Below are 22,787 nucleotides of genomic sequence, written 5' to 3'. Positions count from 1 at the left end.
CCCGCCCGTGGTAGAGTACAGCCGCGAGTTCCAGGCGCGCGCAGCCGAGGAGCTCGCGCGGCTGCCGCACGGGTCGGCCATCGCCGAGATGCTGAGCGACTACGCCGTGATCCGGGATCAGGTCCGTATGTGTTCTCGCCCCTGATCAAGAGCCGAATTGGAGCCTCAAGGTCAGGCAGCAGCGTAGCTGGTAAAGACCTCGTTCGATCCGTCGCGCCGGATCAGAAACACGTCGTAGGCCTCGCGCTGGCTTTCCGGTCCCATCCCGGGCGAGCCGTAGGGCATGCCTGGCACTGCGAGGCCGACCGCGTCGGGGCGTTCCAGCAGGAGACGGCGAATGTCGGCAACAGGGACGTGACCCTCGATAATGTAACCATCCACACGACCCGTATGGCAGGAGACCATCTCCTGCGGGATGCCGTTGTCCAGCTTGTAGCGCATCAGAAGCGTCCCGGCGCTCGCCTCGGTCGTGACGGCGAAGCCGTCGTTCTCGAGGATCTCGATCCAGGCCGAGCAGCAGCCGCAGTTGGGGTCCTTCATCACGTGGATCGCCGGACCGGCGCCTTGCGCCAGAGCCCTCAAGGGCGACGCAGCCGCCAGCGCAGCTGTACCGATCAGGAGCTTGCGGCGGGAAAACATGTCTTGGGTCATCTGATGTTCCTTTCGAGGTTGGATGTGTGGGCTGGCAGATCAGAGGTCGACCCGCCTGAGCCGCAGGGCGTTGGTGATCACCGAGACCGACGACAGGCTCATCGCCGCCGCCGCGATCATCGGCGAGAGCAGAAGTCCGGTGACAGGGTAAAGCAGCCCGGCGGCGATGGGGACGCCAAGCGCGTTGTAGGCGAAGGCGAAGAACAGGTTCTGCTTGATGTTCCGCAGGGTGGCGCGGGCGAGCTTGCGCGCCCGCACGATGCCCATCAGGTCGCCGCCCAGCAGGGTGATGCCTGCGCTTTCCATCGCAACATCGGCCCCGGTGCCCATGGCGATGCCGACATCGGCGGCGGCGAGCGCGGGGGCGTCGTTCACCCCGTCGCCCGCCATGGCGATCTTGTGGCCGTCGCGGCGCAACTGGTCGATCAGGTCCTTCTTGGCCTCGGGCAGGATGCCTGCGCGCACCTCGTCGATGCCGAGCTTGCCCGCCACCGCCTGCGCCGTGCGTTCGTTGTCGCCCGTCGCCATGATCACCCTTAGCCCTTGGGCATGAAGTTCCCGAATGGCCTGCGCGGTACTCTCCTTGATCGGGTCGGCGACCGCCACGATGCCGACGAGCGCGCCGTCAAGCGCGACGAACATCGCCGTCTTGCCCTCGGCGCGCAGGGTGTCGGCCTTTGACTCGGCCTGCGCGGTGTCGAGCCCCATCTCCCGCATCATCGCCGCGTTGCCTAGCGCCACCGCGCGCCCACCGACCCGGCCCTGTACGCCCTTGCCAGTGACGGCGTCGAAGTCCGTGGCCTCCTGACGCGGCGCACCCTGCGCCTCGGCTCCCTCGACAATCGCCTCAGCCAGCGGGTGTTCCGAGCCACGCTCCAGCGCTGCGGCCAGCGACAACAGGTCGGTCTCGGTGACGTCCCCGAGCGCAACCGTATCGGTCAGCTTCGGCTTGCCCATGGTCAGCGTGCCGGTCTTGTCGACGATGAGCGTATCGACTCCTGCCATTCGCTCCAGCGCCTCGGCGTCCTTGATCAGCACGCCCGCCTGTGCGCCGCGCCCCGCCGCCGTGGTGATGGAGATCGGTGTCGCCAGCCCCAGCGCGCAGGGGCAGGCGATGATGAGGACCGACACGGCCGAGGCGATTGCGAAGACCAGCGCGGGCTCCGGGCCGAAGATCAGCCAGACCACGAAGGCGACGATGGCGATGACCACCACCGTCGGCACGAATATCGCCGACACCCGGTCGGCCAGCCCCTGGATCGGCGCGCGGGACCGCCGCGCGTTCGACACCATCGCCACGATCTGCGCCAGCACGGTATCGGACCCGACCTTGCCTGCCTCCATGACCAGAGAGCCGTTCTTGTTGATCGTGGCGCCCGTCACCTCATCCCCCGGCCCCTTTTCCACCGGCATTGACTCGCCGGTCAGCATGCTTTCGTCCAGCGACGAGCGGCCCTCGATCACCGTGCCGTCGACCGGAATGGCGTCGCCGGGACGGACCCGCAGCCGGTCGCCCTCCATGATGTTCTCCAGCGGCGCATCGTATTCAGTGCCGTCCGGCAGGATGCGCCGCGCGGTCTTCGGCGCCAGATCCAGAAGCGCGCGGATCGCATCCCCGGTGCGTTCTCGCGCTCGGAGTTCCAGCACCTGGCCCACGAAGACCAACGCGACGATCACCACCGCCGCCTCGAAATAGGTGCCGACGCCGTGGCCCATCCGGTACTGTTCCGGAAACACCCCCGGCAGGAACGTCGCGACGAGCGAGTAAAGGTAGGCCGCCGCCACGCCGATGCTGATCAGCGTCCACATGTTTGGGCTGCGGTTCACAATGGAGTCCCAGCCGCGCCGGAAGAAAGGCAAGGCGGCCCAGAGGATGATCGGCGTTGCCAGCACGAACTCGAGATAACTTGCGGTCTGATGCCCGATCCAGTCGCGCACTGGCAGCGCGACCAGTTCACCCATCGTCAGGATGATGAGCGGCACCGCCGCCGCCGCCGAAATCCACATCCGACGCGTGAAGTCGGTCAGCTCCTCGCTGGGCTCATCCGACGGCACCATCGGTTCCAGCGCCATGCCGCAGATCGGGCAGGACCCCGGCGCATCGCGGACGATCTCGGGATGCATCGGACAGGTGTACTGGACGTTGGCCGGAGCAGCCTTCTTCTGTCCGGCGGCCCGGCCCGAGGCGTAGAACCACGGATCCGCCTTGAACTTCGACTGGCATTTCTCCGAACAGAAATGAAAGGTCTCTCCCTGGAACTCGGCGTGACGCCCGTCCGGCTTGACCGCGACCGTCATCCCGCAGACCGGGTCCTTTGCGGTATTCGCCCCCGCCGGAATGTCGGGCGCCGCGTGATGGTGATCGTGCTCCATAGTCTGCCAGCCTTTCGATCTCTTGTTTCAGCTTGCCGCTTCCAGCCGTTGGAAGCTCAAGCTCTTTTCAATGGTGGTCGTGAGCGCCTTCCAGGGCGGGATTCCGTGCGAGGAAGATTCCGACGAACAGGAACACCAGCGCCATGCCGATCGCACCCAGGACGACGATCAAGGGGTCGGACTGCCATTTCATCGCGGCGAAGGCGGCCAGCACCACGGCATCAAGTGCGATTGCCGTCAGCAACACCCAGCCCCGAGCGCCGATTTCTTCGCGCAGATGCCGGAACACGCCGAAATGGATGATCATGTCCATCACCAGATAGAAGAAGGCCCCGAGCGAGGCGATGCGGCTGAGGTCGAAGAAGACCGTCAGGAAGCCTGCGATCACGACGGTGTAGACGAGTGTGTGGTCCTTGATCGTGCCTGGCATCCCGAAATGGCTGTGCGGGATCATCTTCATGTCCGTCAGCATCGCCAGCATCCGCGAGACGGCAAACACGCTGGCGATCAGGCCCGAGGCAGTTGCCACCAGCGCAAGCGCCACCGTCAGGTAGAAGCCGGTTTGCCCGAGGGCTGGTTGGGCCGCTTCAGCCAGCGCGTAGTCCTTCGCCGCCACGATGCGATCGAGCGGCAGGCTGGAGCCGACCGCGAATGCGACCAGCAGGTAGACGACGACGCAGATGGCGATGGACAGGACTATGGCCCGGCCCACGTTCCGATGCGGATTGGTCACCTCGGCGCCGCTGTTGGTGATGGTCGTGAACCCCTTGAAGGCGAGAATGGACAGCGCGACCGACGCCACGAACCCACCCGCACGAAAATCTCCGCCCGACGCTTCGAACGAAATGCCGCTGGCCCACAGACCGGCCGCCCCGAACAGCGCAATGCCGCCCACCTTGAGAATGGCCATGATAATGGACAGCAGCCCGACCGACCGGTTGCCAGAGACGTTCACGAGATAGGCGAAGACGATCAGCCCCACGCCGAGGACCGGCACGAGAATGCTGTCCGGATCGCCGCCGAAGGCTCGCAGGGTGTAGGTTCCGAAGGTGCGAGCGACGAGGCTTTCGTTGATGACCATCGACAGCGCCATCAGGAGAGCTGCGCCCGCCGCGACCGTCGTCGGTCCGTAGGCTTTCTTCAGGATCATCCCGATGCCGCCCGCAGACGGGTATGCGTTCGACATCTTGATATAGGTGTAGGCGCTGAAGGCGGTCACGATGGCGCCGACCACGAACGAGAGCGGGAAGAGAGGCCCGGCGAGTTCGGCGATCTGGCCGGTCAGCGCGAAGATGCCCGCGCCGATCATCACGCCGGTGCCCATGGCTACCGCACCGGAAAGGGTGATGCTGTTCTTCTGGTACTCGCTTCCGGTCATGGATTTCCCTTTTCAGGCTTTTGCCGCATGGCTACCCAAAGCAGTGGCAGGCCCGTCAAGAGGCCGAGGCCAAGTACTGCCCATGTCGCCCGGCCCAGATCTCCGCTCACCGCCTCGCCGCCGAAATGGGCCAGCAGGAAGCTTGCCGGAATGATCCCCGCCAGTGTTGCCAAGGCGAAACGCCAGGCGTGCAATCGGCTCAGTCCGGCCGCGTAGCTGATCATGTCGAAGGACACGAAGGGCATCAGGCGGCTGGCAAGAACCGTCGCCGTCAACGCGTTCTGCGAGCCGAGCAGCCCGGCATCGACGCGGTCCCCGAACACCCGCCGCAGGACGTCATGCCCCAGAACCCGTGCGAGACCGAAGGCGATCAGCGCCCCGAGCTCGGCGCCGATGACGACCTGCACGGTCCCCCAGAGATGTCCGTAGGCCGCTCCGGCCGCCAGTGCGATGGGTGCACTCGGGATTGGGCTGGCCACGACCGCGATGGTCATAAGCGTGACGATCAGGACCGGCCCCCAGAGACCCGCACGCGCCACCAGCGTTTCCAGACGCTCGGGCTCCAGGAGGCTGCGCGCCTCGGCGAACACCGAAGGCGCGAACTGCCAGACAGCGAGCAGTCCGATGCCGAGGATCGCAAGGCCCGCGAGAATGGTGACGCGCAGGCTCATCTCAGACCGCCGCGACGGCCTTCGCCAGGAGGTCGCGCACCTCGCCCGCCACGGCCGTCAGTTCGGCGTTCTCAATCGCCTGCATCGACGCCACAGGATCGATGGCGCTGACTTCCACGCCACCGTCGACCTCGCGCAGGATGACGTTGCATGGCAGCATCGCACCGACGCGCGGTTCGATCCCGATGGCCTGATGCGCCATCTTGGGGTTGCAGGCGCCGAGGATGCGGTAGGCGGGCATCTCGACATCTAGCTTCTTCTTCATCGTCGCCTTGACGTCGATCTCGGTCAGGATGCCGAAGCCGTGGTCGGTGAGGGCCTTCCGCGCGCGAGCGTCGACGTCGTCGATACCGGCGTCGGGGAACATTCGATTGATCGTGTAGGTCATTGCCAACTCCTTTTTTCTATTTCCGAAGATACTTGATCAGCGCTGCTATGGCCAAAACCAGCAGCACGAGGATCAGCAGGCCGAAGAGCCAGCCAAACCCCATTCCGAAACCCATTCCGGGGCCCATGTCGTTCCAGTTCATCATCTCATCCTCCTGATTTTTACCCGCAGGGTGCGTCTTTTGGCCGGCCCTCACGACAACATGGGGCAGGACAGACCAGGATCGGTGCCGGGCGGGGCGCCATGTCCGGACGACCCGCTGGGATCAGACGGACGCCGTGACCGCGAATTCGGTCATCATCCCCGTCGTAAGGTGCGGCATGTGGTGGCAATGCAGCATCCATCGGGCGGCCTCACCGACATCGAGGGCGACATCGACCATCGACATCGGTGGCACGTGAACCGTGTCGCGTAGTGCACCGGCGACCCGACGCCCGTTCAGCCCGACGACCTGGAACACATGGCCGTGCAGATGCATCGGGTGCGCCATCATCGACATGTTGTGGAACGACAGCACGACCCGCTCACCGCTGCGTGCGGTGATCGGCTGGTGCTGGCCCCAGACTGCCCCGTTTATCGTCCAGACGTACGGCTGCATCGAACCGCCCAGCATCAGCATCTGGCTGCGGTCCACGGGTCGATCCGGCAGAGCGTCCAGCGCGATGAGGCGCGCCTCCTGCGCCAGATCGGTGTCGAACGCGGGCGCTTCGGCATCCGCCATTGCATCGAGACGCCGCACTTCGGCACCCTGCGTGGCGAGGATCAGGCCGGTGCGCTCGCGCGCGCCTTCGCGCAGGGCGAGGATCGGCCAGGCGCCGCCTTCGTGCGGCAGGTCGATCTCGATGTCCAGACGCTGGCCCATTGCCAGACCGAACCGCGTGCCGGCGAGAGGTTCGACCGCGTGCCCATCTACCGCGACCAGCCGCGCCTCGGCACCGCCGGTCTCGATCCAGAATACCGTCGCCGCAGCGGCGTTGATGACCCGAAGCCGGATACGGCCACCGCGCTCGACCTGGACCACCTCCGGGTCCGACAGGGTCCGGTCATTGGCGAGATAGGCGTCCCAGTCATAGTCGTTCAGGTCCATGGCCATGCCGCCCATCTGGCCGCCCATACCCATCATCCCGCCCATTCGGGGCATGTTGCCCATCGGCATGCCGCCCGTGGCGCCATGGCCCATGGCCCCGTGATCCATGCCCTGCATCGCCCCCATGCCTCCCATGGGAGCGCCCTGATCGGGCAATGCACCGGCACCATGGCCCGCGCCGTGCCCGCCGCCATGACCTGCGCCGATCTCGGCCAGAACCTCCTCGGGGGCCTTGAAGGAGAAGTCATGAAGGAACATCACGACGTCTTGCCGGTCGGCAGCAACGTCCTCGGCCGAGCGCACGATCAGCGGCGCGGCGAGCAGCTGCATCTCCTGGGTGGGCACATGGCTGTGCATCCAGTGCGTGCCGGGCCGTGCCTCGAAGTCGTAGGATCGGGTTTCACCCGGTGCGAGGAGGGGCATCGGCATGTCCGGCACACCGTCCTGCGCGTTGGGCGGGATCTGTCCGTGCCAGTGGATGATGGTACCGACGTCCAGGTCGTTGGTCAGATCGACCCGGAACCTCTGGCCGGGGTCGAGGATCAGTCCCTGACCGCCGGGGCCGGCAAGCCCGAAGACCGTGGCAGCGCGACCGTCGATGTCGAGCGTGCGCGTCGCAGCGGAGAGGCTGATCGGCGCCACCCCTTGCGCGAAGGCGATGCGGGGCAAGTGTGCAGCGCCAATGGCGGCCGCACTTGCGGCAAGAAAGCCGCGTCGAGAAAGCATGTTCATGGTCGTCTCCTCGGGACTTCCGTCCCGTTCATCAATACCGATGGGGCGCCTCGGGCGTCTGCCCGGGCGCGCTCAGAGGAGACGGAGCTTGGGAGGTCGTTCGTTCAGTCCCGGCGCACGGCTGACGTGGATTGCCGCGGACGGGACGTCATGACTGGCGGCGCCGTAGGCGTGCCCGGCTTCCTCGCCTGCCGACGTCAGGAAGGCAGAGAGGCCTGCGCATACGAACTCGCACATCTCGGCATCGGCCGATCCACAGTGCTCTCCAGCGTCACAGTCGAAGCCCGAAATGACCGGAGAGTGCATCATGTCGGCGACATGCATCGCGTGATCCACACCGGAATTCATGCTCATGCGTGTCGCATGCGCGGAGGTCACCGTCGTCACCACGGTGATCGCGAGTATGGCAAGCATGGTGACGACACGTTCGAGCATGCTGCAAAGATAGGCATTGCTCACGAGAATGTCCATTGTCGCAGGCGCCTCGCCGCTGGCACAACGTGGTCTCGACCAAACGCGAATGTTATTCCGCAGTGATCGGCGATAGACGTCTTGAAAAAAGCTCTCCGAAATACTGTCGTGATCGGTCTGGTCGTCGGAGGTGTGATCCTCGCGGTCTTTGCTGGCTGGCGTTATGCCGGTACCGCATCCACCGCCGTGGCGTCGGCGGACATCATCGCGCAAGGACGCCAGATCTATGCGGATCAGTGCGCCGCCTGCCACGGCGCGGAACTGGAGGGCCAGCCGGGCTGGCGCTCGCCGCTTCCGTCCGGCCGGTTGCCGGCGCCACCCCACGACGCCAGCGGCCACACCTGGCACCATCCTGACGATGTCCTGTTCCGCATCGTTAGGGAAGGCACCGCCGCCGTGGTCGGCGGCGGATACGAGAGCGACATGCCCGGCTTCGCAGACGTGCTGAGCGACGCGGACATCCGCGCCGTTCTCGACTACATCAAGAGCACATGGCCAGAGCGCGAGCGCCGATACCAAGAGAGGGTGTCGGAGGCAAACTGACATTCCCCATGGTCGTCGGCTGCTACTCGCGCCAGGCCAGTTCGCAGACCGAGTTAGAGGAACGTCGCCGACCAGGTCAGCACCATGAAGCCGCCGAGCGACTGCATCATGTTGACCATCCGTATCGGCCCGGTTGCCTCGATCTGCGTGTACCCGAGCGTGGCGAAGTTGACGCCGGAGAAGTAGATCAGGCCGCTCCAGCATGGGTCGTAGCTGCCGTCGAAGCCTCCCACGCCCCAGCCCTGCAGCGCCCTGTAGACTGCGGCGAAAGCCAGGATTTCAATCGTGTGGAGCGCGAGCAGCCCGACGAACGCCACCATGATCGCCGCCTGCGGTCTCTCTTTCGAGTTCGGCTTCACGCCCCGGACGGCCAATAGCCCCGTAGTGGTGCGCGACCAGATGGCGGCCACCAGCGCGAAACCGAGCAGAAGCCCGATTCCAGTTGCAGCATGTTGAGCACTCGCGGCGGAACAGTACCCCGAGGTTTATGTTCTCAGCGCTCGGCCCTGCGGCATGGCAGCGGAACCATCGCCCTGCCGATGATCTGATCTCAGGCCTCACGTTCCGGATCAAACGCAAGAAGCCGCAGCGCGTTCAGTGTGACGAGCACCGTCGCGCCGGTATCTGCAAGGATCGCGATCCACAGCCCGGTAATGCCGAGGATCGTCGTCACCAGAAACACCGCCTTAAGGCCGAGCGCGATCGCCACATTTTGCCTGATGTTCGCCATGGCTGCGCGAGCAAGGCGAATCTTGCCGGCCACATCGGTCACGCGATTGCGCAGGATCGCGGCGTCGGCGGTTTCAAGCGCGACGTCCGTTCCGGAGCCCATGGCAACTCCGATGTGGGCGGTGGCGAGCGCAGGGGCATCGTTGATGCCGTCGCCCACCATCATCACGCGGTCTCTGGCGGTCATCTCACGGATCGCGGCGACCTTGCCTTCGGGCATCAATTCGGCGCGATGGTCAATGCCCAGCCCAGCGGAAATGGCTGCTGCCGTGCGCCGGTTGTCGCCGGTCAGCATCACAGACGCGATGCCAAGCGCCTTGAGTTGCTGCACCGCGCGGGCGGCATCCTCTCGGGGTTCGTCCCGGAGCGCTACGAGTCCGACCAACTGGCTCCGGCGGAAGACCGCGACGACTGTCTTGCCTTCATCTTCCATGCCGACCACCGCCCGGAGCGCGTGGTCGTCCAACACACCGCGCTCCCCGGCGAACCGTGGAGAGCCCACCCAGGCGGTTTCACCCTCAACGACTGCTTCGGCCCCTTTGCCCGGAAGCGCTTTGGCGGCGGTCGCGGCCAGGAACGGCGCTCCCGCAGCTTCCGCGCGGGACAGGATCGCCTCCGCCAGAGGATGGCTCGACCCCGCTTCGACGGCGGCAGCCAGCGCCAGCACCTCTGTCTCCGATCCCGAGATCGGCACCACGTCCGTGACGCGCGGCCGTCCGTGGGTCAGGGTTCCGGTCTTGTCGAATGCGACATGCGTGGTGGCCGCCGCGGCCTCGATCACGGCGCCTCCTTTCATCAGCAGCCCGCGACGCGCGCCTGAAGAAAGCGCAGAGGCGATGGAAGCCGGTACCGAGATCACCAGCGCGCAGGGGCATCCGATCAGGAGAAGCGCGAGCGCCCGGTAGATCCACGTATCCCAGCCTTGCCCGAACGCGAGGGGCGGGACGATGGCCACCAGCACCGCAACTCCGACGACGGCCGGCATGTAGATGCGGCTGAAACGGTCGATGAAGCGCTCGGTCGGGGCCCGGGCGCTTTCCGCTTCCTCGACCAGCCGGATGATACGGGCAATGGTGTTGTCCTCGGCCGACTTGGTGACCCGAACACGCAGCGCCGCCTCGGAATTGATGGAGCCGGCAAAGACGGAGGCACCGGGTTCCTTCAGCTTCGGCACACTCTCGCCCGTGACGGCGCTCTCATCGACGCCCGAGGTGCCCTCGATAACTTCGCCATCTGCCGGGACCCGGTCTCCCGGGCGCACCAGAACGATCTGGTCCACCTGCAGCTGGTCGGCTGGTATCACCCGAGTCCGGCCGCCGATCTCCAGGATCGCGGTCTTCGGTACCAGACGAGCGAGCGCCCGGATCCCGTCGCGGGCCTTGTTCGCCGCAACACCTTCGAGAACCTCCCCGACGGCGAAGAGGAAGACGACGAGCGCCGCTTCCTCGGCGGCGTCGATGACGAGCGCGCCGCTGGCGGCGATTGTCATCAGCATCTCGATCGTGAACGGCATCCCCGCTCTGGCGGACGCGACGGCGCGGCGTGCGATAGGGGCGACACCAATGAGCGTCGCGAGGATGAATGCCCACGTTGCCACATCCTGGGAGGCGAGCAGTTTCACGGCCCATGCCGCCGCGAGGAGGAGACCGGTGCCGATCACCAGTCTGCCCTTCGCGGTCTGATACCAACGCGAACCGGGCCCGGGACCGCTCTCGGGCCCTGTCGATCCAGCGTTGGGCTCGAGTCCTGCGGCATCTCGCGAGCCGTCCGCACGGGACGCTTGCTCATCGTCCGGCAGCACGAAGCCTTTCCGATCGGGGCTCGATCCTTTCGCCGCGATCCCGTAGCCGAGCCGCTTGACGATTGCTTCGATCTGGTTGCGAGGGGTCTGCCCTTCATCCAGAGTCAGCCGAAGCCGCTCGGTCATTAGCGCCACATCGACGTCGCTCACGCCAGGCAGGCGTTCGACCGCACCCCGGACCTTGCCGGCGCACGACGCACAGTCCATCCCGGAAACCGTCCATTCGTAGGTTGCACTGTCGTTCGCCGTCATCACGCCCTTCCAACCCGCCCAGCGGGCAACATTGTATTTGCTGAGTCGGGAACCTAAGGTCTCTAGTAGCTATAGCTTCAAGAGGAAATCTGATGCTCACCATCGGAAAATTGGGCGAAGCGGCCGGCGTGAAGGTTCCGACGATCCGCTACTACGAGCAGATCGGGCTCCTGCCGGAGCCAGATCGCAGTGCCGGGAACCAGCGGCTCTATGGGCAGTCGGCACTGGATCGGCTAGCCTTCATCCGCCATGCGCGGGAGCTCGGTTTTCCGCTGGACGCTATCCGAGACCTTCTGAGTCTCTCTGACAGACCCGATCAATCCTGCGCAGCCGCCGATGTCATCGCCAGGGCGCAGCTGGCCGAGGTTGAAAGCCGCCTTGCGCGCCTGACTGCGCTGAAAGGCGAACTTGAGCGCATGGTCGTGCAATGTGCAGGCGGTCGGATTGCCGATTGCCGGGTCATTGAAGTTCTGGGCGACCATTCGCTATGCGCAACCGATCACCAGCATCCGGAGAGCGAGGCGGCATCGTGAAAGCACCCGGCACCCTCGCCATCTACATCGGTGCCGCTCTGGCCGAGATTGCGGGCTGCTTTGCGGTCTGGGCATGGATGCGGCAAGGCGCGAGCGCGCTCTGGCTGGTCCCCGGCCTCCTGAGCCTGGCCGTCTTCGCTTGGCTCCTGACCCTTGCCCCCTCCGATTTTGCGGGGCGGGCCTACGCAGCTTATGGCGGGGTCTATATCGCAGCCTCGCTCCTCTGGCTGTGGCTCATCGAGAAGCAGCGCCCGGACACTTGGGACCTGACAGGTGCCGCAATCTGCCTCGCCGGTGCGGCCGTCATCCTGTTGGCGCCGAGGGCGGCTGGTGGATGATCGGGGGTGCTCTCCAAGATCAAGGCAGCCGACTGCCGCTCATCGTTGCCGACATCACGATAGAGCCAACCTTTGCGGACGGACTCCCGCTCTTCCAGCGTAGCAGCTGTGCGCATCAAATAAAATCAATGACTTATACTGGAGAAGGTTGGACGTCAGACCCATCCCCTCCGCCACTTACCCTCGCGAAAGCGTTCTCCCGATCCGGCTGCGGCCGGATTTTTCCGTTGTATTCGAGGGTTATGCGAGAGGGGCTGTTAACCGGCCCACGTCCCGAACGGCGCACACGCGTTCTCTCCGGGCCGATATTCTCCGGACCTGTTAACCGCGCCCGATCCGGTAAATAGCCTCAAGTCTCTGCTTTCATGTGGATTTTTGCATCCAGGAAAGCGTTCATGTTGGAAAGTCCATCCGACTGGCGGAGGGAACGGAGATCGAACGGATTAGTCGTCGGCACAAGCGCGCCGCATCCCACTAGCGATCGAAGTCAGGCGCGCGTTCCTGCTTTGTGCCGAGTCAAGTGCGTGCTACCATCAGCAAAAAGCGAGGCGAGCAGTTGGCCCAGAAATCAGAGATCGAATGGACGGACGCGACATGGAACCCAGTGACCGGCTGCACCAAGGTCGGCCCGGGATGTGACAACTGCTACGCTGAGCGCTTTGCAGAGCGCTGGCGGGGTATTCCGAGCCACCCTTATGAGCAAGGATTTGACCTGACGCTCTGGCCGACGAGGCTGAAACAGCCCTCGCTCTGGAAGAAGCCGCGGATGATCTTCGTGAATTCAATGAGCGACCTGTTCCACAAGGACATCGACCGATCCTTTGTCGACAAGGTCTTCGACGCCATGGAGCAGGCCGACTGGCATGTCTACCAAGTCCTGACCAAGCGCAGCTCCCTCATGCGCAACTATGTCCGCGGTCGCTATCAGGGCGGGCCGGTCCCGCGCCATATTTGGCTCGGTGTCTCGGTCGAGGATGCCGCACATACCAGCAGGATCGAGCACTTGAAGCAGATCAATTCCGATGCACGCTTCATCTCGTTCGAACCACTGCTTGGCCCAATCGGGAACGTGGACCTGGAAGGTATGGCATGGGCTATCGTTGGAGGAGAGAGCGGGCCTCGCGCTCGACCGATGGAGGAGGGCTGGGCCCGTCAACTCCGGGACATTTGCGACCGTGACGGCGTAGCGTTCTTTTTCAAGCAATGGGGTGGTGCAAGACCGAAATCCGGTGGCCGCCTTCTCGACGGCGAAGAGTGGAATGGGTTTCCCTGGAAGATCGTTCCCGAACCGATCCTTCGCGCCCTACAGCCCAAGGATGCGTGATGGCGCCAAAGATAGAAGACTACCACGGGCGCGAGCAGTCCTTCATCAAGCATCTGTTTCTAAATAAGTATCTGGAATCCGCGGCCTACAAGCTGTTCCAAGGCAGATCGCCGATCTTCAACTTTGTGGACGCGTTCGCGGGCCCCTGGCGCGTCTCGGACACCAACAGATACTCTGACGCCTCGTTCTCACAGGCCATCGAAACGCTGGAGACGGTGCGTCGCTCGCTGCTCGAGATGGGTCGTCCCGGTCTCAAGGTCCGTTTCCGGTTTTGCGAACGGAATCCTGCCTCTGTCGCGAAGTTGCGGGAATTCGCGGCCGCGAAGCCGGAGTTCGACATTCAGGTGTTCTCGGGTCCGTTCGAAGACAACCTCGACGGCATACGCGCTGCCTGCCGCGACGGTTTCACCTTTACGTTCATCGACCCCACCGGCTGGAACGTTGAATCCGCCAAGGTTTTTGATTTCCTGCGGAGCCTGAGCGGCGAATTCCTGTTCAACTTCATGGCCGAAGAGGTGAACCGGCACGCTGGCTGGGAAGGCGTTGCAGCATCTGTTGGCCGTTTCTTAGCCGACCCTGCGTGGAAGGACACCTTCGAGGCAATGCCGGAGGGCTCCAACGAGGCCAAGATCCTGCAGCTACTGAAGGCCAAGATGAAAGAGGCGCGGGTCGCCACCTACCTGACCGATATGGCGATCCGAAAGCCGCGCGAGGATCGGATTAAGATGCGGCTGATCCTTGGCACCCACAGCGGGTTTGGGGTCGAGGTCTTCCGGACCGTCCAAGAAAAGGTGGAGAAGGAAGCCGTCCGCACGCGCCACGCCATAAAGACGGAGGAAAGCGGGCAATCCCAGTTGTTTCCCGAGGACCAGATCATTGCGTTCGAGACCGACCGCGACGGAGTCGGATGCTCTGCCCACGTAGGCTGGGCGACCGAACTCCTGCTGCACACCGTGTCGCAGAGACCGGGGATCGCGTTCGGGACACTTGCCAGCGCGGTGATGGAGCAAGTGCCTGTACGCACCACCCATCTCAACAAAATTGCGGCGACCAGCCGAAAGACCGGCTTGCTTCGTTTCGACCTTCCAAATGGCAAACGAACGCCGAGCCCTGAGACGAAGCTCTGGGCCCCGACTATCGCTTCTGAGAGGGACTGACAGCAATCACGCGGCTGAACTCGCCCTCTCAGACGTCACGAATTCCGCGCCAATACGTTGTTCGGCCTCTGAGCAATACTTCGAATTCAGTTCGATACCGACTACGCTCCTGCCTGAGCGAAGCGCGGATATTGCCGTCGTGCCTGACCCCAAGAAGGGATCAAGCACTGTACCCTCTTCTGGGCAGCCACAGGCGAGGCAACGATCAACCAACTCAGTTGGAAAGGGAGCGCAATGGCTATGTGGATTCTCTGGGCGGGCGGCAATTCGCCAAATGTCCTCCTCTCCTCCAAGCACTGCCCTATTGAAGTAGTACTTTGGTCCCTTGGAGAAAATGAAAACATTCTCGTACGTCCGGTGAGGTCTATCATGGGCCGTTGGCTCTCCAAGACTTCCGGGGCGCTCCCAAATCACGGCACTTCGTAATGTCCAGCCAGTGGACTGCATGGCGGTGGCAACTCGCCAAGGAAGCCCAATTAAGGACTTCCTTGGCAGCCCCAAGCCGGGGCCATCCACCGCGCGTAGTTTCTCGCGCGCAAGCTGCCGACCAGAGTTTTTTCGATCCCGACCGTGGGGCCTGCCTTTCGCATTGTAGTAGGCATCGCCGATGTTCAGGAAAAAGACTCCGTCCGGTCTAAGAACGCGTTTCAACTCCTTGAATGGCTCTACCAAGGCCTGAACATACTCTTCGATTGTCGCTTCATGCCCGATCTGACCTTCGCACTCATAGTCGCGCTGCCAAAAGTACGCCGGAGACGTCACAGCGGTGTGTACGAAGTTCGATGGAAGGGATCTGAGGCCGACGGAGACGTCGGCATTCAAGATCTTGTAGCTCTGCTTCTCGCCGACGCGCCCGGCAAGGGTGCGTACAGATGAGTCGGAAGCGTTCTTGCACTCGCGATCAGCCGGCGAAAGAGCAATGCTCTGGGCATCAGGCGTTGTTTTCGACTTGGCGAGATATGCTTGAACGGAAGCCTCGGAAACCCTTATTTGCCCCTTCTTCCCGACCCTTACATGCTGCAACTCGCCAGTTTTGACCGCGCGGCGCAAAGTCGATAGAGAGAGTTTCAATGTCTCTTCAAGCTCTTGCAGGGTGAAAAATCGCTCAAGCATACGGCACTCCAAGTCGGCAAGTCTTCCCGTCACCGTCTTGTCATAGATACCCATTGATAGTCAATGGTCATCGATTTTGCCGACGTTGCCTAGAGAGACAGTCCCGATCTGAGCGCAGATGCAAGGCTTGTTCGATCGAAAGCCGAGGACAAGACAACCTCTTGACTGTCGATAGCTGATGGGTCCCTCGGCGCGATCCCTTCTGGAAACAAGACAGCTATTTTGGGGTTCTTCGAGCCAACCGCCCAAAGGTCGCGGAAATCTGAAATGTAACCCAATGCTTTGTAAACACTGTCACTAATGTAGGAACCGTCTGCAGTCTTCTTGACTTCGACAAACATCACGTGACGAGATGAAGGACCCTCATGAACTAGCATAAGGTCTGGTCGCCGCCCGACACCGCGAACGCCATCGTGCGCGTCTATTATCTCAAGCTGATATGATCTGCAGCCGAGCACAGATACCGGCGATTGGTCGAAATAGACTCGGACACTACCGGAGGCCGTATCGAAAAGCGCAATATGGTTGCGGCCTGGAGCAGCGAGGCCGTATTGAGTCGGAGATCCAAGCCCGAGTTCGTTCTCTAGGAGATCAAGGACCATGACGAGGGCGAACAATTCAAAAAGGTCATCGTCACTGACAGGTGCGAGCCAGCTGACCGCTAAGAGCTCAAGGATGTGACGCCAACGGCTCGTGCGGTCTTTGGATGAGTATCGCAGTCGGCGTGTCGCAAGTCCGGATGCCAGCCGATACGCCGGCAATCGCTGGCGCTGCGCAGCCAGCCGCATCGAAGCATCAAGGGAGCGCGGCGGTGGTACCTCGCGAAACCACTGATGCCGCATAGCCTCTTCGCAGCCCTCACGAATAATCGAAAGCTGCGGCAACAAAGCTTTGGATCCAATCGAGTTCTCAACAAATTTGACCGTTCGCGACAGGTCATCAACTAACCACCGGACAAGCGCGTTTTCTGGTAGCACAAAGCTCCGTTGCGGCAATCTGGTGATGAACTGCGTTGGCAGAATTCGTCCGGACGTTCTGCCGACTGCTGTTAGGTCCCAACGCGTATTTCCGCGAAGCATCGGCCCAACGACGGCCAACTCACCTACCTTTTCATTCGCTAGTGAGTCTAGTAGTGGCGGAAGGTGTCGCGTGCAGAACTCGACGTACTCTCGTGATGTCAAATCTACGATGCTGGCTATCAGTTCAACACTAGCCTCACTGTTCGCCAAGCGTCGAAGAAACTCTTCGAGGACTGACGGATCAACTGGCGCGGTAGTCGAATGGCCGACAGAGGTTCCCAAGTTTGATAGATGGCGACCCGCACGAGCGGGATCCGTTACAAAGGCGTGCCATTGGTCTCGGGCAATCACTCAACAAAACCTGTCCAAACCGCGAGACGGGAGGCAAACGTCTTCTGTTCCGCTTCGGTAAGATAACGGCTCACAAGAGAAAGTAGGCTTTCATGCTTGTCTGCGCGCCCTTGAAACTGCGGAGCAACATATAGATCGAGCGTAGAGGCCAAAAGCGAGGACGTAGATCGCCCTGCATCAAGAGATATTTCGCTACGCGCTTGACGCATAATTGCTTCTGGGATCGCGTATCCCATAGCCATGTCAATTGACGCCAGTCCGCTGGGTTCGGCGAAAAGGTTCTTGAGAGACCCTTCAGTAGCGCGGGAGTCTCGGCGCGGGTGAGTGCGGCGCGCTTGCGGGGGCTCTCCTGCAGGATGGCGTGAACCTTGTCCCAAGTCCCGCGGTCGATGATCGCGTCGTGCTCGCCGGGGTAGCTGTCGCCCTTGTGGACCGCCTCGCCGATGTAGGCGCGGTTGTTCATCATGCGGTACAGATACTTCTTGTCGATCCGGTTGCCGCGCGGCGTCCGGATGCCGCGCGCACCGACCTCCCGCGCCAGTTCGGTGCAGGACCCGATCTCGAGAAACCGGGCGAAGATCCAGCGCACATACGCGGCGGTGTCCTCGTCGACGAGCAGCTTGCGGTTTTCCACCCGGTAGCCGAAGGGCGGCACCCCACCCATCCACATGCCTTTCTTGCGGCTGGCGGCGACCTTGTCGCGGATGCGCTCGGCCGTCACCTCGCGCTCGAACTGGGCGAAGGAGAGCAGGATGTTCAGCGTCAGCCGCCCCATCGACGTGGTGGTGTTGAAGGATTGGGTTACCGAGACGAAGGTCACGCCGTTCCGGTCGAACACCTCGACCAGCTTGGCGAAATCCGCCAGCGAGCGGCTGAGGCGGTCGATCTTGTAGACCACCACCACGTCGACGAGCCCGTCCTCGATGTCGGCCATCATGCGCTTGAGGCCGGGCCGCTCCAGCGTGCCGCCCGAGATGCCGCCGTCGTCATATTGATCGCGGACCAGCACCCAGCCCTCAGATCGCTGGCTGGCGATGTAGGCCTCGCAGGCCTCACGCTGGGCGTGGAGGCTGTTGAATTCCTGCTCCAGCCCTTCCTCGGAAGATTTCCGGGTGTAGACTGCGCAACGCAGTTTGCGGACGACAGGCTTCGTCATGTCCGCCCCCTGTGATTCTTGAGGCCGAAGAATACCCAGCCGTTCCAGCGCGTGCCGGTGATGGCGCGGGCGATGGCCGACAAGGACTTGTAGGGCCGCCCCTGCCACTCGAAGCCATCGGCGGTCACGGTGACGACGTACTCGTCCCCCTGCCACTCGCGCAGCAGCCGCGTGCCAGTGATGGGGCGGTCGCGGTCGAGGCGCATTCCGCGCTTTTTCTTGTCGCCACCGTCCAGTTCTTCACCCAGCTGTTCCAGCCGCCGGACGGTCTCGGGCTTCAGCCCGCCATAGGCGAGTTCCTGAATGCGGTAGGCCAGGCGGGATTCAAGGTAGCGCCGGTTGAACGGCGGCGGTTCGCTGTCGAACAGATCGCGCCACTGCTTCTTCAGGTCTGGTGTCGGCGTAGTCTTCAGCGCGACCAGGCGCGCGGGGATTGGGTCGTGCATCGTCATGCGGTCTCCGTTGGCTTCCGGGTTGCATGACGGCATTGGTCGGCCGGATAGTGCAGGCGAATTTCTCCAGTCTCGTCAGAAGGTTAGCGCTGATCGCGCTGCATCAGCCGGACCAGCCCGAGGGCGAGCAACCTGCACAATTCGGCGCGTCGCTCGGCGGGCGTCATCTGATCGGGTGGCAGTGGATTGGGGCGTTTCATGCGGGCCTCGGAGCGGTCGTCTCCTTCAGCCTCTACTCACCTCGGTCAGAATCCGTCCCAGCTAATCACGCGGAGGTTGAACGACCTCAGAAAAGAACATAAAAGGAACGTCCATCCAGACATGAAAGGGGATTCGCCGTGGCCGGCAATTTGAAGAAGTTCGTGAATCCCCGGTTCATCAAGACCGTGGACCTGATCCTAATGAAGGCCCTGCTCGCGCGACACGAGGGCGAGTGCAAAGGCTTTTCCGTCGATCTCTTGGATCAGGAGGAGGACTCGGCCCGTACCGCGCTGGAGTCGCTTCTGACCGGCAGTGAGGACAGCTACCCTGAGGGCCTTCGCGCCGACCTGCACCGGATCGCCGAACTGGGCGACGCTCGCGGTCTCGAGATCATCCAGACGCAGGCCGATCGGCAAGGCATCAACCTCTTCCCCGAAATGAAGACCGGCGACAAGGACGCCCCGAACAAGGCGCATGACCCGAAGCATATCGCGGTCCGGGTCTTCCTCGAGCACCCTGATCTGTTCGACGCGGCCGCCGATCACAAGGCGATGCTGACCGCGGATCGCCTTCACGAATACGCCGGTCGGGAGCGTGGTATCGCCATCGATCTGACCGCGGAGAAGGTAGAGGCATTTCGGTCGGCAGTAGCGGAGCTTTTCCGCGATGCCTTCCTTGGCGATTATTGCCGGGTCGGCGACTACATAGACGATGACGAGATCAATCTTGTGGTCAGCCATGGCTCCATGGTTTCGACCATGCCCGTTGTCGAAGGCCAGCAGGAGCGTGTCATCAGCGTGCGGCAAATCTCGCAGGCGGTTCTGCGCTATTCCGAAAATACCGGCATGCTGAGGCTGGCACGCGTCCGGAAGGCGCATCAGCCCGAGATCGCTGAACTCTTCGCGTCGATCGTTCTGGAGAAGCCCGGCTTTTTCGACGGGGACGACGCGCAGGACCTTTACACCCTGCGTCCGATCGAACTCGCGGGACCGAGTTTCGCCTTCGACGCGGCTACGATCCGCTGATCGACAAGGTGCTGATCATCGAGGCGGCGGCTGACCTGATGGCGCCGGGCAAGAAGGGATATCCGCGCGTGGTGCGCACGTTGCGGTCGCGGGATCTCGGCGGCGATGCGCTCCGGCATTTCGGCAGCACGCCGGTTTCCTTCAGCGGCGCCTGGCGGCTCGGCGAGATCGTGTTCCGGATCCTGTTCAAGGGCGACGGCAAGCGTCAGCCGCAGGTGACGGTGAAGCTGCGGCCACCCGGCGTCGTTCAGTTCCGGCGCACCCAGCACGAGGCGCGCGTGATGACATTGATCGAACGGAACGGGCTGATGAATGACCGAGACGATTTTGAGGTTGTTGACGCGGCTGAGTGAGGCCGGCGACGACGCAATCCTGCCCGGCGAGCTTGCCACGCCGTTCTTCGGCACCACCTTCGACCGGCTGCTGGCGAAGCGCGTCCTCGTCGAACAGGCGCCGCTCGGCGATTGGGATGTCTGCGACGCCTGCGAGTGCGGCCTTTCCTGTCGGCCGATCCGGAAAGCGGGTGATGGATACCGTGCTGATTGTCCGCTCGACCGCCGAAACGACGTCGATCTCAGCGAGGACGATTTGCGCGTGTTCCGCATTGGTTGTGAAGCGCTGGTATCCATGATCGGCACAGCGGCGGGATTCCCAGCGGCCCCGAAGCTGGCGGCGGAGAAGGTCTGGCGGCTCGGCGATACGCGATCGGGGCGTGCAGTGTTTCTTGCGCTCGAGCCTGCAGCCCTGACCGGCGACGGCATCATCGCGACTTTGCGCCAGGCCGCGCAGGGCTCGGACATCACGATCCTCGCACCGGAGTTGCCAGCGGAGGCCGCGCGGCGACATCATGATGCGGGATTTCATCTGGTCGAAACCCTCGCAGTGCTGATGCCCGCCTCGGATGGCATCGCGATCAACGTCGCGGCTCTGGCGCCGGTCCCGCTGGCGCCTGTACTTCGCGTGCGGAGAGCGACGGCCGAGGTTCAGTGGGACGGTCGCTCCGTCACACTGTCGCGTCAAATCTTCCCCGTGTTCGAGCGCCTCCTGGGAAAGGCGCTGTCGCGCGATCAGGTCGCCTCCGGATCCCATGTCGAAGGCACGACGGCGCGCGAGGCCAAGGATCTAATCCGCGAGCTGCGCGACGCGTTTAAGGCTGCGGGGTTCACCGATGCCGAGAGCAAGGCCCTGATCATGACTGTCCGAGGAAGGGGCTACCGTCCAGGCGTTGTCGCTGCGGACATCGTTGTTGAAGACTGAACCGGTACCGTTCACCTACTTCAGATATGCTTTGAGAGCATTGACATCGGAAACATCCGGCATTCTGTGGATCATTCGATGGCAATTTGCGCAAAGGACTGCCAGATCGGATATCTTCAATTGCCGCGTCTCGAAGTTTTCCGCGTATGGTACCTTGTGATGAACTTCAAAAATCGACGCGCGAACGTTGTCGGTGTGCGTTATCTTGCAGCATTCACATCTAAGGCCGTATTTATGAAGCGCCATTGCTCGAGCCTTGGAGCTGCGCTCAACACTATTCGTCCATTTCCTGCGTTTTTTCTCACTGCGGAATGTTTTCTGAATTCCTGCGACCAAACCTTCAAACCAACCGACCCACGCAGAATCTTCGTTCCCGTAGAGAACTGGAAACTGGCCGGATGGTCTAGGCTGTAGCTCGTCGTGTCTGTCGCCCGCTGGGATCAAAAATGCATTTTCAGGCTGCACCTTCACTCTGCAATAGATCGGCGAACTACCGGCTTCCAGGTTATCAGGGTGCCTAATCGGGTGCGAAAAGACGGTCGCATTCCTGTAATATCCGCACAACACACCGCTACTGATGAATATTACTGTGACGTTGGAGACTTCCGCGTCGCCTCTATTGCCACCCAGCCTGCTTAAGTCCCCTCCACCTTCTTTCGGAAGGTAGCCATAAATGAACCCATCTGATGCGACCGAGAAGTTATGGATTTCATGGGGGACCTTGCCGCTTCGCCCGTAGCCCATGACTGGATCTGCGGATAAGTTCTCCCCGTCAAAGCGGGAAAAGTTTTCTACGCGCGCCAGCAAGTATGTCGTTTTCACCGCTCAATAGAACTTCTGTCCCAGCTTGGGATACACATCTTCAGGTACGATAGATGCTTATTTCGTGACGAGCGATTCCATCGCCGGGTTCCACCATAGCCGCGAAATCGAACAGTAACAAAGGGATGAGACGGGTCGAATGCGCCCGCAGTATCCGAGTGACCAGCAACCACGGCAACAGCCTTGGAGCCGACCAAGGCATGAACAGGCGTAGCTGGTCTTCTGCCCGACTGGCTCTCTAACGCGGCCGGACCCACCAAACCCCCACCTTATTCCCACCTACGCGCCGACTGCATCCGGCACCTTTGTGTCATCAGAAACGATGACTGAGGCGCGCAGCGATGCAGATCGAACTCTCCCCCAACGACATTGAAGCCATCATCCGTGAGGCCGATGCGGCGGGACAACGGCTCCGGCGCAAGCTGTGCATGCCGATCTGCGAGCGCGAGGATCTGGGTCAGGATCTCCTGGTCGATCTGCTGCGCCGCTTGCCCGCCTACGATCCCTCGCGCGGCAGCATCGGCGCCTTCGCCAACATCGTCCTGAGCAACCAGTCATCGCGCATCGCGATCAGACACCATCGCCAGCGTCGCGCGCAGGGTGGATCGCTGCTCTCCCTCGAAGTCCCGCTCGCCGGGAGCAAGGAGCCGGTCGGCGACACGCTGACCGAGGATGACGGGCTGGCCGCCTGGCATGGCCAGAACTGCTGCGCCGTTTCGGTCAGCGACGATCACCACGCGCTGGAGGCCGCGCTGGCGAGGCTCCCGGAGACGGACCGCCGCCTCTGCGCGGCGCTGGCAGATCGCCCTGTTTCCGCGCTGGCGGCCGCAGGGTTCGGCAGCCGTTCCGCGCTTTACCGCCGCCTGGCCGATCTCCGTCACGTTCTCACCGCCCACGGTCTCGGTCCCGCCTGGGACGATCTCGTGGCGGCCTGAGTAGAGGCGAAAGGAGGAGATCATGTTC

The 22,787-nt window shown here is 62.8% G+C and carries 24 protein-coding genes; 10 read left to right on the top strand and 14 right to left on the bottom strand.

Annotation, left to right across the window (positions count from 1 at the left end; translation table 11 throughout):
* The first annotated feature begins 7 nt into the window (after positions 1–7).
* On the top strand, positions 8–145 hold the full coding sequence (locus HNP73_RS22995) for a hypothetical protein (protein ID WP_208998930.1): 138 nt from the start codon (positions 8–10) through the stop codon (positions 143–145).
* Positions 146–171: 26 nt separating this feature from the next.
* Here the strand turns inward: HNP73_RS22995 and HNP73_RS00205 are convergent, their stop codons facing one another.
* The 8 genes from HNP73_RS00205 to HNP73_RS00175 form a co-directional block, all read right to left on the bottom strand.
* On the bottom strand, positions 172–651 hold the full coding sequence (locus tag HNP73_RS00205) for a DUF411 domain-containing protein (protein WP_045685040.1): 480 nt from the start codon (positions 649–651) through the stop codon (positions 172–174).
* A 39-nt stretch (positions 652–690) separates the two neighbouring features.
* Positions 691–3,024 carry a heavy metal translocating P-type ATPase gene (locus HNP73_RS00200; protein WP_062563565.1) on the bottom strand — a complete coding sequence of 778 codons (2,334 nt, stop codon included), beginning with the start codon at positions 3,022–3,024 and terminating at the stop codon, positions 691–693.
* A gap of 67 nt (positions 3,025–3,091) precedes the next feature.
* The gene (locus HNP73_RS00195; protein ID WP_045681289.1) at positions 3,092–4,402 is read right to left on the bottom strand and encodes an APC family permease; all 1,311 of its coding nucleotides are present in this window, start codon (positions 4,400–4,402) and stop codon (positions 3,092–3,094) included.
* The gene (locus tag HNP73_RS00190) at positions 4,399–5,073 is read right to left on the bottom strand and encodes a TVP38/TMEM64 family protein (protein WP_045681287.1); all 675 of its coding nucleotides are present in this window, start codon (positions 5,071–5,073) and stop codon (positions 4,399–4,401) included. The genes HNP73_RS00195 and HNP73_RS00190 overlap by 4 nt, the downstream gene beginning before the upstream one ends.
* A gap of 1 nt (position 5,074) precedes the next feature.
* The gene (locus tag HNP73_RS00185; protein ID WP_045681285.1) at positions 5,075–5,461 is read right to left on the bottom strand and encodes a DUF302 domain-containing protein; all 387 of its coding nucleotides are present in this window, start codon (positions 5,459–5,461) and stop codon (positions 5,075–5,077) included.
* A gap of 16 nt (positions 5,462–5,477) precedes the next feature.
* Positions 5,478–5,606 carry a hypothetical protein gene (locus HNP73_RS23555; protein ID WP_264224588.1) on the bottom strand — a complete coding sequence of 43 codons (129 nt, stop codon included), beginning with the start codon at positions 5,604–5,606 and terminating at the stop codon, positions 5,478–5,480.
* Between the two features lie 120 nt (positions 5,607–5,726).
* Complete coding sequence (locus HNP73_RS00180) at positions 5,727–7,280, bottom strand: multicopper oxidase family protein (RefSeq protein WP_062563567.1); 1,554 nt, start codon at positions 7,278–7,280, stop codon at positions 5,727–5,729.
* Positions 7,281–7,352: 72 nt separating this feature from the next.
* Entirely contained in the window at positions 7,353–7,751 is a 399-nt protein-coding gene (locus HNP73_RS00175) for a hypothetical protein (RefSeq protein WP_045681279.1), read from the bottom strand.
* Positions 7,752–7,859: 108 nt separating this feature from the next.
* On the opposite strand from HNP73_RS00175, the gene HNP73_RS00170 reads away from it, so the two are divergent.
* Positions 7,860–8,294, top strand: coding sequence for a c-type cytochrome (locus tag HNP73_RS00170; protein WP_123193412.1), 435 nt, complete (start codon positions 7,860–7,862; stop codon positions 8,292–8,294).
* A gap of 53 nt (positions 8,295–8,347) precedes the next feature.
* Here the strand turns inward: HNP73_RS00170 and HNP73_RS00165 are convergent, their stop codons facing one another.
* Together HNP73_RS00165 and HNP73_RS00160 are read right to left on the bottom strand one after the other, a co-directional pair.
* The gene (locus tag HNP73_RS00165) at positions 8,348–8,614 is read right to left on the bottom strand and encodes an ion channel (protein WP_123193413.1); all 267 of its coding nucleotides are present in this window, start codon (positions 8,612–8,614) and stop codon (positions 8,348–8,350) included.
* A 230-nt stretch (positions 8,615–8,844) separates the two neighbouring features.
* The gene (locus HNP73_RS00160; protein ID WP_208997431.1) at positions 8,845–11,076 is read right to left on the bottom strand and encodes a heavy metal translocating P-type ATPase; all 2,232 of its coding nucleotides are present in this window, start codon (positions 11,074–11,076) and stop codon (positions 8,845–8,847) included.
* Positions 11,077–11,168: 92 nt separating this feature from the next.
* Here HNP73_RS00160 and HNP73_RS00155 point away from each other — a divergent pair, with 92 nt between their 5' ends.
* The 4 genes from HNP73_RS00155 (at position 11,169) to tcmP (ending at position 14,428) form a co-directional block, all read left to right on the top strand.
* Complete coding sequence (locus tag HNP73_RS00155; RefSeq protein ID WP_045681275.1) at positions 11,169–11,609, top strand: MerR family transcriptional regulator; 441 nt, start codon at positions 11,169–11,171, stop codon at positions 11,607–11,609.
* On the top strand, positions 11,606–11,947 hold the full coding sequence (locus HNP73_RS00150; protein WP_244304760.1) for a YnfA family protein: 342 nt from the start codon (positions 11,606–11,608) through the stop codon (positions 11,945–11,947). Before HNP73_RS00155 ends, HNP73_RS00150 begins: the two co-directional genes overlap by 4 nt.
* Before the next feature lie 520 nt (positions 11,948–12,467).
* Positions 12,468–13,271, top strand: coding sequence for a DUF5131 family protein (locus HNP73_RS00145; protein WP_343063162.1), 804 nt, complete (start codon positions 12,468–12,470; stop codon positions 13,269–13,271).
* Positions 13,271–14,428 (top strand): three-Cys-motif partner protein TcmP, encoded by a 1,158-nt coding sequence (tcmP, locus tag HNP73_RS00140; RefSeq protein WP_184145979.1) that lies wholly within the window; start codon positions 13,271–13,273, stop codon positions 14,426–14,428. The genes HNP73_RS00145 and tcmP overlap by 1 nt, the downstream gene beginning before the upstream one ends.
* Before the next feature lie 6 nt (positions 14,429–14,434).
* Here tcmP and HNP73_RS00135 read toward each other — a convergent pair whose 3' ends face one another.
* The 3 genes from HNP73_RS00135 to HNP73_RS00125 form a co-directional block, all read right to left on the bottom strand.
* Positions 14,435–15,595: a DNA methyltransferase gene (locus tag HNP73_RS00135; protein WP_184145977.1), complete on the bottom strand. Its 1,161-nt coding sequence runs from the start codon at positions 15,593–15,595 to the stop codon at positions 14,435–14,437.
* 1,386 nt (positions 15,596–16,981) lie between these two features.
* Entirely contained in the window at positions 16,982–18,067 is a 1,086-nt protein-coding gene (locus HNP73_RS00130; RefSeq protein ID WP_246399445.1) for a recombinase family protein, read from the bottom strand.
* Complete coding sequence (locus tag HNP73_RS00125; protein WP_184145975.1) at positions 18,064–18,519, bottom strand: DUF2924 domain-containing protein; 456 nt, start codon at positions 18,517–18,519, stop codon at positions 18,064–18,066. The genes HNP73_RS00130 and HNP73_RS00125 overlap by 4 nt, the downstream gene beginning before the upstream one ends.
* A gap of 338 nt (positions 18,520–18,857) precedes the next feature.
* Between HNP73_RS00125 and HNP73_RS00120 the strand changes: the two genes are divergently transcribed.
* The 3 genes from HNP73_RS00120 to HNP73_RS00110 are packed head-to-tail and all read left to right on the top strand — an operon-like array spanning position 18,858 to position 21,002.
* Positions 18,858–19,745, top strand: a complete 888-nt coding sequence (locus tag HNP73_RS00120) for a hypothetical protein (RefSeq protein ID WP_184145972.1) — start codon at positions 18,858–18,860, stop codon at positions 19,743–19,745.
* Positions 19,746–19,753: 8 nt separating this feature from the next.
* Positions 19,754–20,098, top strand: a complete 345-nt coding sequence (locus HNP73_RS00115; RefSeq protein WP_184145970.1) for a hypothetical protein — start codon at positions 19,754–19,756, stop codon at positions 20,096–20,098.
* Positions 20,058–21,002, top strand: coding sequence for a helix-turn-helix domain-containing protein (locus tag HNP73_RS00110; RefSeq protein ID WP_184145968.1), 945 nt, complete (start codon positions 20,058–20,060; stop codon positions 21,000–21,002). Before HNP73_RS00115 ends, HNP73_RS00110 begins: the two co-directional genes overlap by 41 nt.
* A gap of 15 nt (positions 21,003–21,017) precedes the next feature.
* On the opposite strand, the gene HNP73_RS23855 is transcribed toward HNP73_RS00110, so the two are convergent.
* Positions 21,018–21,824: an HNH endonuclease gene (locus tag HNP73_RS23855; protein ID WP_184145966.1), complete on the bottom strand. Its 807-nt coding sequence runs from the start codon at positions 21,822–21,824 to the stop codon at positions 21,018–21,020.
* A gap of 341 nt (positions 21,825–22,165) precedes the next feature.
* On the opposite strand from HNP73_RS23855, the gene HNP73_RS00100 reads away from it, so the two are divergent.
* The gene (locus HNP73_RS00100; RefSeq protein WP_184145959.1) at positions 22,166–22,759 is read left to right on the top strand and encodes a sigma factor; all 594 of its coding nucleotides are present in this window, start codon (positions 22,166–22,168) and stop codon (positions 22,757–22,759) included.
* Positions 22,760–22,787 lie beyond the last annotated feature (28 nt).

The organism is Amaricoccus macauensis (assembly GCF_014201905.1).
Classification (GTDB): Bacteria; Pseudomonadota; Alphaproteobacteria; order Rhodobacterales; family Rhodobacteraceae; genus Amaricoccus; species Amaricoccus macauensis.
The sequence above is the reverse complement of the archived record's forward strand: the minus strand, read 5'-3'. Positions and strand labels throughout refer to the sequence as shown.